This is a genomic window from Shewanella chilikensis, assembly GCF_037953065.1.
GTDB classification, from domain to species: domain Bacteria; phylum Pseudomonadota; class Gammaproteobacteria; order Enterobacterales; family Shewanellaceae; genus Shewanella; species Shewanella chilikensis.
On sequence record NZ_CP149966.1, the window covers coordinates 3,785,043 to 3,797,132 of the forward strand.

At 53.7% G+C, this 12,090-nt stretch carries 11 protein-coding genes; 4 read left to right on the plus strand and 7 right to left on the minus strand.

All coding sequences use genetic code 11. The features are described from left to right. Positions 1 to 111: 111 nt before the first annotated feature. Complete coding sequence (locus WKR14_RS17160) at positions 112 to 531, plus strand: hypothetical protein (RefSeq protein WP_101052824.1); 420 nt, start codon at positions 112 to 114, stop codon at positions 529 to 531. A gap of 119 nt (positions 532 to 650) precedes the next feature. Here WKR14_RS17160 and WKR14_RS17165 read toward each other — a convergent pair whose 3' ends face one another. Continuing rightward, positions 651 to 2,543: a methyl-accepting chemotaxis protein gene (locus WKR14_RS17165; protein WP_339087035.1), complete on the minus strand. Its 1,893-nt coding sequence runs from the start codon at positions 2,541 to 2,543 to the stop codon at positions 651 to 653. A 289-nt stretch (positions 2,544 to 2,832) separates the two neighbouring features. Between WKR14_RS17165 and WKR14_RS17170 the strand changes: the two genes are divergently transcribed. Then, on the plus strand, positions 2,833 to 4,233 hold the full coding sequence (locus WKR14_RS17170; protein ID WP_165565610.1) for a cytochrome C biosynthesis protein: 1,401 nt from the start codon (positions 2,833 to 2,835) through the stop codon (positions 4,231 to 4,233). Between the two features lie 166 nt (positions 4,234 to 4,399). Then, positions 4,400 to 4,600, plus strand: coding sequence for a cytoplasmic protein (locus tag WKR14_RS17175; protein WP_101052819.1), 201 nt, complete (start codon positions 4,400 to 4,402; stop codon positions 4,598 to 4,600). A gap of 74 nt (positions 4,601 to 4,674) precedes the next feature. Here WKR14_RS17175 and ahpF read toward each other — a convergent pair whose 3' ends face one another. The 4 genes from ahpF to WKR14_RS17195 form a co-directional block, all read right to left on the minus strand. After that, positions 4,675 to 6,234, minus strand: coding sequence for an alkyl hydroperoxide reductase subunit F (ahpF, locus tag WKR14_RS17180; RefSeq protein WP_071238453.1), 1,560 nt, complete (start codon positions 6,232 to 6,234; stop codon positions 4,675 to 4,677). Between the two features lie 102 nt (positions 6,235 to 6,336). After that, positions 6,337 to 6,906 carry an alkyl hydroperoxide reductase subunit C gene (gene ahpC, locus WKR14_RS17185; RefSeq protein WP_028779456.1) on the minus strand — a complete coding sequence of 190 codons (570 nt, stop codon included), beginning with the start codon at positions 6,904 to 6,906 and terminating at the stop codon, positions 6,337 to 6,339. A gap of 189 nt (positions 6,907 to 7,095) precedes the next feature. Next, positions 7,096 to 8,634: a leucyl aminopeptidase gene (locus tag WKR14_RS17190; protein WP_339087036.1), complete on the minus strand. Its 1,539-nt coding sequence runs from the start codon at positions 8,632 to 8,634 to the stop codon at positions 7,096 to 7,098. A gap of 89 nt (positions 8,635 to 8,723) precedes the next feature. After that, complete coding sequence (locus tag WKR14_RS17195) at positions 8,724 to 9,467, minus strand: spermidine synthase (protein ID WP_117199930.1); 744 nt, start codon at positions 9,465 to 9,467, stop codon at positions 8,724 to 8,726. Between the two features lie 93 nt (positions 9,468 to 9,560). Between WKR14_RS17195 and WKR14_RS17200 the strand changes: the two genes are divergently transcribed. Next, the gene (locus WKR14_RS17200) at positions 9,561 to 10,106 is read left to right on the plus strand and encodes a mechanosensitive ion channel family protein (RefSeq protein WP_039035050.1); all 546 of its coding nucleotides are present in this window, start codon (positions 9,561 to 9,563) and stop codon (positions 10,104 to 10,106) included. Here the strand turns inward: WKR14_RS17200 and WKR14_RS17205 are convergent. Both WKR14_RS17205 and WKR14_RS17210 read right to left on the minus strand, forming a co-directional pair. After that, positions 10,103 to 10,840 carry a dienelactone hydrolase family protein gene (locus WKR14_RS17205; protein ID WP_218997695.1) on the minus strand — a complete coding sequence of 246 codons (738 nt, stop codon included), beginning with the start codon at positions 10,838 to 10,840 and terminating at the stop codon, positions 10,103 to 10,105. The two genes, WKR14_RS17200 and WKR14_RS17205, sit on opposite strands and share 4 nt — an antisense overlap. A 182-nt stretch (positions 10,841 to 11,022) precedes the next feature. After that, positions 11,023 to 12,012 (minus strand): 2-hydroxyacid dehydrogenase, encoded by a 990-nt coding sequence (locus WKR14_RS17210; protein WP_165565614.1) that lies wholly within the window; start codon positions 12,010 to 12,012, stop codon positions 11,023 to 11,025. Positions 12,013 to 12,090: the final 78 nt, after the last annotated feature.

Genomic DNA, 12,090 nt, shown 5'->3' on the forward strand with positions numbered 1-12,090 from the left:
TCAGAAAAAACTGATATTCATATAAAATTGATTTCCTCTGAACAATCGATTAAATTTGCGCCTCAAAAGTGGACAAGATCAATAATAAAGTCATAGTCAAAGGAGAATGATATGCGTGCCCTGATTCTGGGGTTACTGCTGTTTACCGGCGCGACCCAAGCCACCTGCGATAAAAGCGTCCTGCTTGGCAATGTCGATTATGCCAAGAACAGCTCTTATTTCAGTAGTCGGGATTCTTTGCAACTGGATAAAATTGTTGCTGATAATAGCGACAATTCAAGCGGCTATCTGTTATTGGAATTCAATATGGATAAGTCTATCGGCGATGAAGAGTTACAAAAATATAATATGTGGCTTGCCAATAGACGAATTGAAAGGGTTAAAGAATATTTAACCGCAGCACACTTCTCTCGCCCCATAGTCACTCGTATCCGCACAGCAACCCATAAAGACAATCGCGAAGTGAGTCTGCATTGGTGTAATAACCAACAGATGATGGCGACGATTGAAAAGCCAAGCGCCGCCGAATAACTAAGTACTTTCAAGATCCACAAATGTATGCCCCTTAGGGAAGGTGCGAAGTGGCTTACAGGCCCGTAAGCCGATGCAAGCACACATGGGACTTGTTCGCACCCTCCTTAGGCATTGCGCTAGAGTTTAAAACGGCCGACTTCACAGCGCAGCGAATCTGACAACTTTGCCAACTCCTGCGCTTTGACTGTGGCGCTGTTGGCCTCCTGTGACAGGGTTTGAGAAACCTCACGAATCGACTCGGTATTACGGTTGATTTCGCTGGTGACAGAGGTTTGCTCTTCGGCCGCTGTAGCTATCTGGCTGGCCATATCGGATATCTGGGTAATTGCTTGGCTTATCTGCGCCAGACTGGCACTGGCCGATTCGGCATCCATCACACTGGTTTCGGCCATCTGATGACTCTGAGCCATGGAGTTCACTGCCTTGGAAGCGGTTTTTTGCAAGGTCTCAATCATGGTCTGGATCTCTTGTGTCGACGCATGAGTGCGCTGCGACAACACCCTGACTTCATCAGCCACCACGGCAAAGCCACGCCCCTGCTCACCGGCTCTGGCAGCTTCGATGGCGGCGTTCAAAGCCAACAGATTGGTCTGCTCGGCAATACCGCTGATGGTCAACAAAATGCTGTTGATCTTCTGCGAGTGCTCGTTGAGCTCACCGATGATCTGACTGGCGGTATCCACTTCCTGCGCCAGGCTACGAATCGACTCCTGGCTCTGCAGCACCTGCTGTTGTCCACTGCCGGCCAGACCAACCGCCGACTGCGCAGTCTGTGCCGTCAGCTCGGCATTACTGGCGATCTCCTCGGTGGCGCTGGCCATTTCGGTTACAGCGGTTGCCACCATAGTGACTTCGTCCTGCTGCACTTCGATGCTCTGGCTGTTACTCTCGGCCGAATGGCGGGTCTCCTGTGCCTGGCCTCCCAACTGCTGGGCTATGTCACTCATACGAGAAATCATGCCGTGCAAGCGTTCAACAAAACGATTAAAGCCGGCAGCGAGCATGCCTATCTCATCGTGCTGATTACGGGTCTCGATGCGGACTGTGAGGTCCCCTTCCCCTTCAGCAATATCGTTGAGCGCCTTGGCCAGACGTTCCAGATCGCGGAACTGGCTCTTGAATACCAATACCAGCAACAGACCAAAACCTACCAAAAACAACACGCCCACCGCAGACATCCACCATGCCAGCTCGGTGGCCTCGGCCATGATGCTTGCCTTGTCCATCACAAACATCAGTGCCCAATCTGTATGAGGCACAGCCGCCACGTAAAACAGCTTGCTGCTGCCGTCGAATGCCATCTCATCCAGGGTATTGGCGCTGATCCTTGCGCTGAGCCACTGAGGATTGAAGGCGCTGCCAAGACGGCTGAACTGCTGACCATTCAGCTCCTTGTCCGGATGGCTGATAATCAAGCCTGAGCGCTCAAGCATCACGGCATAGCCGTCACCCGGCACCTTGAGGGTTCGCACCGCATCTGTCAGTTGATCTATGGTGAGGTTAGCCGCTGCCACGCCCTGCAAACGGCCGTTATTCATTACTGGCTCGGCTATAGTGACCACCAGCTTTTGCAATGTGGCACTGACATAAGGCGCCGTCATTATCATGGCTCCTTCCCGCTTGGCATCCTGATACCAAGGGCGAACCCGGGGATCATAGCCAGCCGTATTCAGGCTGGGATCCTGACGGTACATATTACCCCGCTCATCGCCGTAGTAGGTCAAAGCAAAACCACTGGCCTCATGGGCCTGCATCAGAAAAGGGGTAATATTAATCTCAGGATTCCGCTGCAGAGTGCCCTTGAGACTGCTGACCGCCTTTTGTCTGTCATACATCCACAGCCCTATGCCGCCGGCAAAGGTGGTCGCCAGCTGATCGACCTCATGCTGGGTTCTCTGCATGGCATTATCACGAATAGAGAAGGAAGAAAGGCCAACCAGGGCGGCAACCGTAAGCAAAACTGCGCCCAAACTGACCAGCAGTAAGCGGGTTTTAAGCGTGAATTGCATAAGAAGTCCTATAGAAAATGTTGTGGGCAATAAAAGTGTAGCGGCAAAAATATAAATTACTGAAGTTGTTAAGCGCGTTGACACTGTTCGAATGCACTTTCATTACTCAAAGCTTAACAAATATCCATGTGTCTCACTTTAGGGACTTTTTCGAGTCTGCTAACAGTTTTGATGCTGCTTTTTCATGAATACCAAAGCTTTGGAGTAAAGTATTCGTAGGGCACTTGTAGCCTGAACCGGGCTATGGGTCATTCAGATACAATTTAATCCCTCTTACACAGGTAAGCTTATGTTAAGAACCTTCTTTCTCTGCCTGTTACTGAGTTTCAGCGCAGGCCTTACCGCAACCGAATATTCGGCGTCGCAGATCCAGTGGCAACAGGAGGATCAGCAAGGGCAGATCAAAATTCCTTTATATTTTGTCTGGTCCAAGACCTGCCCCCACTGCGCTGAAGCGCATCCATTCATTGACTCTCTGCCGGAGCGCTACCCCTGGATAGAGCTGCACTCTGTGATGGTGGGCGCCGAAGGCACTCAAGAGCTGTGGCAGCAGTTGGCCACAGAGACAGGAACAGAAGCCCGTTCTGTGCCCTATATGGCTACCTGTGGCAAGGCGATAGTCGGTTATTCCAGTGAAGAGGTAACAGGTCAATTCCTGCTCAACCGCCTCAAGAACTGCTACTTGCAGGCGGGCGGCCAGTTGAGCCCGGAAGATATGCCGGGACAAGCAAGTACTCAGGCAAGCACGAGCTCAACCCAGGCGCCGTTGTTTGGCACCTGCGCCAATGATGGTGGTGACGGCACTTGTGATGCCACGGCTCTGGCGGCAGAGCCGGAAGTGCAGCCAGTAGAGTTGCCTCTGGTTGGGGTGGTGACACCTGAAACCATGTCACTGCCAATCCTGACACTGGTACTGGCCGGTGTCGATGCCTTTAACCCCTGCGCCTTCTTTGTGCTCTTGTTCCTGTTGTCCATCATGGTCAATGCCAAGAGCCGCAGCCGTATGCTACTGGTTGGTGGCATCTTCGTGTTCTTCTCTGGCTTTATTTACTTCCTGTTTATGACCGCCTGGCTCAATATCTTCCAGCTATTAGGCGCCGGCAGTGATGGCGGGATGATTATTCTGGCGGCGGGGATCCTGGCGCTGATAGCAGGCACTATCAACATCAAAGACTACTTTTTTACCAAGGGGGAAGTGACCCTCTCGATGTCGGCGGAAAACCGCAGCGGACTTATCAAGCGCATGGGCAAGCTATCCAGCGCCTCCAGCCTGGCGACCATGATAGCCGGCACCACAGTACTGGCGATTCTGGCCAACGCCTATGAGCTCTTGTGTACTGCCGGTTTCCCTATGATCTACACCAGTGTGCTCTCCATGCATAACCTGCCGAGCTTTGAGCGCTATATGTACCTGGTGCTGTACAACATTGTCTATGTGATCCCACTGGCCATCATAGTGATCGCTTTCAGCATGACGCTCGGTAAACGTAAGTTAACCGAGAAAGAGGGCCAGACCCTGAAGCTAATGTCCGGCATCATGATGCTTGGCTTGGGCGGCACCCTGGCGGTCAACCCGGCGGCGCTGCAGAGCGTAACCCTGGCATTGGGGCTGATTATCGGTGCCATAGTCATCACTATCCTGATTGTCAGCAGTAGAAAACTATTGGAGCGCCGCCGTAAGGCCGCTTGATGGCTCACGACTTGAAGTGCAGAGCCGCAGCAAGAAGCCGAGTCGCCCACTGGCGGCTTGGCTGCTTTGCCGGACAAGCGGGATTTAGGCTAAAGTTAAGGCTATTGATGCCGATAACAGTATCATGCCCGAGTCCCGACGTGACTCATTAACCCAGAGGAAAGCCATGACAGTTTCTCTCAACTCCCAGCCACTGCCGGTCAATATGGATACCGGCGCTGTCGGTGTTAAAGTCGCGCAACTGGCCAAGCAGCAACAAGAAGCCGAAGGCGAAATCGCGCTGCAACTTATTCAAGCCGCCACACCGGCACAAGAACCTGCCGGCCCGGTTGGTAACATAGGCCACAATATCAATACCACAGCCTGATCTTCCCAAGGTCCTGGCGATAAAATCAAAAAAACCGGCAACGCCGGTTTTTTATTGTGCTGGACTATTGCCCATCAAGCCGCTGCCGATTCATCCTCTGAATGGCGGATCAGGTAGTCAAAGGCTCCCAGAGAGGCGGTTGCACCGCTACCCATGGCGATGATGATCTGCTTGTAGGCCGAGTTGGTCACGTCACCGGCGGCAAACACCCCTGGCAGTGAAGTCTGACCGCGTTCATCGACAATGATCTCACCGCGCGGAGTCAACTCCACAGTACCGCGCAGCCATTCAGTGTTGGGCACCAGACCTATCTGCACAAAGATACCTGCCAGCGCAATATTATGCTGCTCGCCACTGGCTCTGTCTGTGTAGTTGAGCCCGATAACCCGACTGCCATCACCAAGGACTTCAGTCGTTTGCGCCTGGGTGATGATGGTGATGTTACCCATAGATTTGGCCTTGCGCTGCAGCACGTCATCGGCGCGCAATTTGCTGTCAAACTCAAGTACAGTCACATGCTCGACTATGTTGGCCAGATCGATAGCCGCCTCGATACCCGAGTTACCACCGCCGATCACCGCAACTCGTTTACCCTTGAACAGCGGGCCATCACAGTGAGGGCAATAAGCCACACCACGGCCACGATATTCCTGCTCACCGGGAACATTCATTTCCCGCCAGCGAGCCCCTGTGGCCAACAGGACAGTACGGCTCTTGAGTACGGCACCATTTTCCAGTTCTACTTCATAGAGACCATTGCTGCCAAGGCGAACCGCCTTCTGATTATCCATCACATCCACTTCATAGTCGCGAACATGCTCTTCCAGATTTGCCACCAACTTGGGGCCTTCAGTCGCCTTGACCGAAATAAAGTTTTCAATGCCTACGGTTTCGCTGACCTGACCACCGAACTTGTCGGCCAACAGCCCAGTGCGCAGTCCCTTACGGGCGGCATAGATGGCGGCTGATGCACCTGCAGGCCCGGCGCCAACCACCAGTACTTCGTAGGGCTTACGCTGGTTAAGGCTCTCGGCCTGGCGGGCAGAGGCATTGGTATCCAATTTACTGAGTATCTCTTTCAGGCTGATGCGGCCGGCAGAGAAAGGCTCGCCGTTCAGATAAACCGAAGGCACGGCCATGATGTTACGCTGCTCAACCTCATCCTGGAACAGGGCACCATCTATCATGGTATTGCTGATCCGTGGGTTGATCGCCGCCATCATATTGAGCGCCTGCACCACATCCGGGCAGTTCTGGCAGCTCAGAGAAACAAAAGTTTCAAAATGATATTCCCCTGGCAGGCTGCGGATCTGCTCGATCAGCTCGGCCTCCAGCTTGATGGGATGCCCACCTGTGTGCAGCAGAGCCAACACAAGTGAGGTAAATTCGTGCCCCATGGGCAAACCGGCAAAGCGTATGTCAGAGCCCTTGATTGAGGTAACCTGCATCGCCGGGGTACGGGACAGTGACTGCTCGGTCACACTGACCAGGGAAGACAGCGAGGCAATATCCTGTGCCAGAGCCAACAGCTCTTTGGACTTTGGGCTTTCATCTGCAGATACGACAAGTTCAACTGGTTGCTTGAGGTTCTGCAGATAGGTTTGCAGTTGATTTTTCAGATTCGCATCCAACATGATGACTCCAGAATCAGACTAAAGGAAAACAGAAATAGTGCGGGGAAAGGCTCCGAACCCTTGCAGGGGGAGGTTCGGAGCCTTCTGGGTCAGGCTGGCTGTTTAGATTTTGCCAACCAGGTCCAGAGAAGGAGCCAGAGTTTCGTCGCCTGGCTGCCACTTGGCAGGGCAAACTTCGCCGTCGTGAGTGGCAACATATTGAGCAGCTTGGATCTTACGAACCAGCTCGCTGGCGCTACGTCCGATACCCAGGTCATGGATTTCCGCGACTTTGATTTCACCTTCAGGGTTGCTGACGAAAGTACCGCGCAGGGCAACACCGTCTTCCTCAACCAGCACGCCGAAGTTACGGCTGATTTCACCGGTTGGGTCACCTATCATTGGGAATTGGATCTTGTTGATGGTGTCGGAAGTATCGTGCCATGCCTTGTGAGTGAAGTGCTTGTCGGTAGACACAGAGTAAACTTCAACGCCCATGGCTTGCAGTTTTTCGTAGTGGTCAGCCATATCACCCAGTTCAGTTGGGCAAACGAAGGTAAAGTCGGCTGGATAGAAGAAAACTACAGACCACTTGCCCAGCAGATCCTGTTCGGTCAGCTCAACGAATTCACCTTTGTGGAAGGCGGTAGCTTTAAAGGGTTTGATTACAGAGTTGATGATTGACTGAGTCATTGTATGCTCCCATTTTCAGTTTGAATTGTCCGGGTCAACTTCATTGTTGCCCCTCGATGGAAGTCATATTAACCAAAGGGTTTAAAATAAGATAACGGATAAAAGCTGTTGCCTTAATCGGTTTTTCAGAGGAACTTGTGTCGGGAGCGAAAAAAGCGATTACCCTTCGCTCCCGGGCAAGTTATTGATCTATTGGTTCTCGCTGAACTTATGCTGTTCCAACCAATGGCTCAGCAGGCGTACACCATAACCGGTAGCACCGGCCGGAGCCAGTTGAGTGTCGCTCCTGACCAGGGCATTACCGGCAATGTCCAGATGAGCCCAGGGTTGATCACCGGCAAAACGCTTGAGAAACATCGCCGCCGAAGAAGCCCCGGCGCTACCTTCACGGCCTGTGTTGGTTAAGTCCGCTATGCTGGAATGCAGCTCTTCGCCGTAGGCCGGATCCAGCGGCAGGCGCCACAGCTTTTCCCCCACCTGCTGTCCCGCATAGGTCAGTTGCTGCACCAAAGGTTCCGAGTCACTGAACAGGCCGGCATACTCCACCCCAAGGGCACGCACCTTGGACCCTGTGAGGGTCGCCACATCCACTATCACTTGTGGTTGGTATTGCTCGCGGGCATACCAAAGACCGTCGGCCAGCACTAGGCGTCCTTCAGCGTCGGTATTGAGGACTTCAACCGTCAGCCCCTGGGCAGTCTTGATCACATCCCCCGGGATCATTGCACGACCCGAGACCATGTTTTCCGCCAGCGGCATAATACCCACCAGATTAACCGGCGCCTTGGAGGCGGCCATCGCCTTGACCGTTCCCAACACTGTGGCGGCGCCGGCCATATCTGACTTCATCCGCGCAATCGAAGTGCCGGTCGCCTTGATGTTATAGCCGCCTGAGTCAAAGGTAATCCCCTTACCCACCAGCGCAACCGCAGCATCCTCGCTGCCCTGCCAGTGTGCGACTACCAGTCTTGGGCCTCGCTCGCTGCCTTTGCCCACGGCCAGCAACGCGCCCATATTGAGTTTGGCCAAGTCTTTGGGTTCCAACACCTTAATCTTGACGCCAAGACGCTTGAGTTCCTTGGCCGCATCGGCAAAGGACTCGGGATAGAGTTCGGCGGCCGGTTTGTTGGTCAGATCCCGCGCCAGCGCCACGCCATCGGCAATCGCTGCCGACTTGAGGTGATTGGTCTTAGCTACCTTGGGCTCGGCGACCGCAAAATGGTACTGTTTTTCGGTGCGCGGCTTGGCCGTGAAGTCACGATAGCGGTAGCTGGCCAGGGAGATCCCCTGGGTCAATTCGGCGATAAACCCCTGGCTATTTGGGATATCAGCGGCCCATACCGCCACCTTGGGTTGTTTGACGGATTCCAGGTGATTGGACAGCTTGCCCCCCAGCAAGGCTGTCTTCCCCGGCGTCAGTTCAGCATCCCCAAGCCCGAGCAGCAGCAGGCGATCTGCTTGGGTACCAATGGGGGCCAGCAATTCAAGCAGCTCGCCCTCCTGGCCTTTGAAGTTAGCGGCCGTAATGGCGCGCTGCAGTTGTTTGCGGGTATCCGCCTGCAATCCGGCGGCCGAGTAGAGGGTGCCATCCTGATGCTGGAACATCACCAAGGTGTTGGCCGGGGCGACTTGAGTGGCAAACTCATACTGTTCGGCCTGTGTCGTCCCAGCGCCCATAAGGCAGGATAGGGTCAGAAGTTTTACTGCTAATCTTTTGTTTTTATTCATTTGTACTGCTTATCATTATTGAGGGGCAGACAAATATAACATCAGGGCTTTTACGGACTAGTGCCCTTAACAATCCCTTACAAATTAGCCTACTGCCAGAGTTCGAAGCGACTGAGAGAGCGGCCTAGATCGCAGTCCAGCACAGCAGACAAGCCGGCGGCGCCCTGCTTGAGCCCGGCACTGGTAAAGTTTTTCGGTGTCCTTGAGGCAAACACTACCCAGTTGCCGCCCCCCGTGAGGCAGGCCCGCACATCGGGGAAATGTTGCTGCAGGCGAGCCAGCAGGCCTCTGTCCTGACTGTGCTCTTTCCAGCAGTTGAGCACCAGCAAACCTTCACTCTTGAGCAGCGCCAAGCTCTGCTCGATAAAGGTTTGGCTCAGTTGACCGGCATCCACGCCTTCAGAGCCGTAGAGATCGGCGAAGATAATATCTACCTTCTTGTGCTCGGCACTGGCCAGAAACTGATTGGCATCCTGATTGATAAGGTTCAGCTTTTTCGACAGTGGCAGTTGAAAATGGCTCTTGGCCAACTCAAGCACCAGGGGGCGCAACTCGACCGCTGTAAGCTTGATAGCGGCATCAAAATGCCTCAGCGCATGCACCAAAGCGCCGCCGCCCAGCCCCAAAATGATGGCGCTCTTGGGTTTGAGGTACAAAAGCGCCAGCAGCATGGCCTGCACATAGGTGTGCTGCGGCACATGGGGGGCCTTTTTCAACAGTTTGCTCTGCTCATCATGTTCGCCGAAGGCCAAGATCCGACAGTCGCCATCATCGAGGACAGCGACGCTGCCCCATTCATCCTGTTGCTGCACTAAGGTGCGATAATCTGCCATGCTTGAATAATTCTCGGTTGGGGAGTTTATCCCCTGTGACAAAGTCGCTAGTATGCCAGCAAATGCCTTATTTCTCACAGAAGCATACGCCATATGACTCACAATATTCTGATTGCCTGCCTCTATCTCGGGGTGTTTTTCTTTCTGCAGCGGGCGCTGAAAAATGCGGTGCAAACCCTGGCGGACAAGAAACAGGTCAGCGCCGCCCGCACCAGCCTGGTGACCCGCTTTATCAGCTATCTGTTGTTCTTTGTCACTCTGTCGTTGATGGCCGTTTCTCTGGGACTCGGCTATCAGGAGGTTTCACTGTTCGTGTCTTCGGCATTTGCCGTGCTGGGGGTGGCTTTGGTGGCCCAGTGGTCGATACTGAGTAACCTCACCGCCGGGGTACTGATCTTTTTCGTGTTTCCCTACAAGGTCGGTGAACGGATCAAAGTCGTCGACAAGGATGAGGATATTACCGGGGTATTGTTGGAAGTGGGGCTATTTCACGTGCTTATCCGCCGCGACAACGGCGATACTGTTACCTACCCCAACAACCTGATACTGCAAAAAGCCGTGCTGAAGCTGGCACCCGGCAATGCCTCGGCACCGCAGGCACAAGAGACAACACCGGAGCAGTTACCCAAGCAGGATTAATTGAGCCTGCGCTGAAACAGCGCCAGAGCCTGCTGATACATCTGCAACGCCAATGCCGGGTCATATCGGGGATCGCCATCCCTCATAAAGGCGTGCTGGGCATTGAGCTCCTGCCAGCTGTATAAGGTCTGGCATTGCTCCAGTCTTTGCTGGATGAGACGGCGCCCTTCACTCGGCACATGGGGGTCCTGCTTGCCCCAGATCATTACCAACTCGGCGCGAATATCCCGGCAGCGGCTGAGAGAGTCATTCCCCGGCGCACTCGGGATAGCGCCGCTGTGAATATCTGTGGCATAGAGACAAAATGCCGCTGCGATGTCGGGGTTAAGGGCGGCGCGAAATGCCAGGTGACCGCCAACGCAGACGCCCATGGCACCTATCCGGCCACGGCTCCAAGGCTGAGCCCGGATAAAATCCACCAGCGCCTGAGTATCATCATCGTGGGCTTCCAATGGCTTGCTCAGCTTGTCGCTGTTGCCTTTGTCCTTGCCACTGTCATCATAGCCAAGCACAGTGCCCGGCGGATTGAGCTCGTGGAAAATCTCCGGCACCAATACCACAAAGCCATGACCGGCCAGCAGGCAAGCCATGCGGCTTATAGGTGCGGTTTCCTGAAAGATTTCCGAGTAAAAAATGATGGCGGGAAAACAACCCCCGCTATCGGGACGATAGACCCGGGTTTGCATGCTGCCGCTTGCCGTCGGCAGTTGATGAAGACTCTGTGTAACCAGCATGACACCTCCCTATGAGCATCTCCCCGATGCGATTATCTCAATCTAGCAATCGGGGAGTCAGGTGTCAGTATTTATCTATAAAGAATTCTTGCAAAGGACTAGGGCCATTTGCTACGAACCACGCCTTGCATCCAGGCCTGTAAGCCGACGCAGAGCACACATGGGACTTGTTCGCACCTTCCTTAGAAAAGCTCGTTACCCGAACGCTCACCGCTGAGGAGTTTCTGCACATTGGACAGTGTGGTGTGGGCGATGGCGCCCAAGGCCTCTTCGGTCAAAAACGCCTGGTGACCGGTAAAGATCACGTTGTGGCAAGCCGATAAACGCCGGAATACATCGTCCTGGATCACTTCGTTGGACTTATCTTCAAAGAACAGCTCTTTCTCGTTCTCATACACATCCAACCCCAACGAACCTATCTGTCCGAGCTTGAGCGCTTCCATGGCATCTATGGCGTTGAGCAAGCCGCCACGACTGGTGTTAATCACCATCATCCCCGGCTTCATCTTGGCAAAGCTGTCTGCGTTGAGCAGATGACGGTTTTCCGCCGTCAGCGGGCAATGAAGACTGATGATATCGCTCTGTTGGTACATCTCATCCAGAGTGACATAACGAGCACCCAGCGCCTCTACTTGCGGGTTGGGATAAGGGTCAAACGCCAATACTTTGCAGCCAAAGCCCAGCAAGACCTTGATGGTAGCGATACCGATTTTCCCTGTGCCGACCACGCCCACAGTCTTACCGAACATGTTGAAACCCACTAACCCTTCGAGAGAGAAGTTGGCATCCCGGGTGCGTTGATACGCCTTATGGATCTTGCGGTTCAGGGTCAATATCAGGGCGACCGTATGCTCGGCCACAGACTCGGGAGAATAAGCAGGGACATTGACAACATTCATTCCCAGACGTTTGGCCGCATCCAGGTCGACATTATTAAAGCCGGCGCAACGCATGGCGATAATCCGGGTGCCGTTGGCAGCCAATTCTGTCAACACATCTTCATTGAGTTCATCGTTGACGAAGGCGCAGATCACTTCGAATCCGTAAGCCAGTTTCACTGTTTGCATGCATAGGCGCACATCAAAGTACTCAATTTGCGCCCCGAAGGCCTCGTTGGTACGGTTGAAATGCTGCATGTCGTAACGCTTGGCGCTGAAAAAACCTATCTTCATGCTGTTTATGACCCGGTAATTGGAATGGTAGCTAAAAGTGTAAGTGAATTACCTAAACTTGTCTTTGCCTGGCACAGA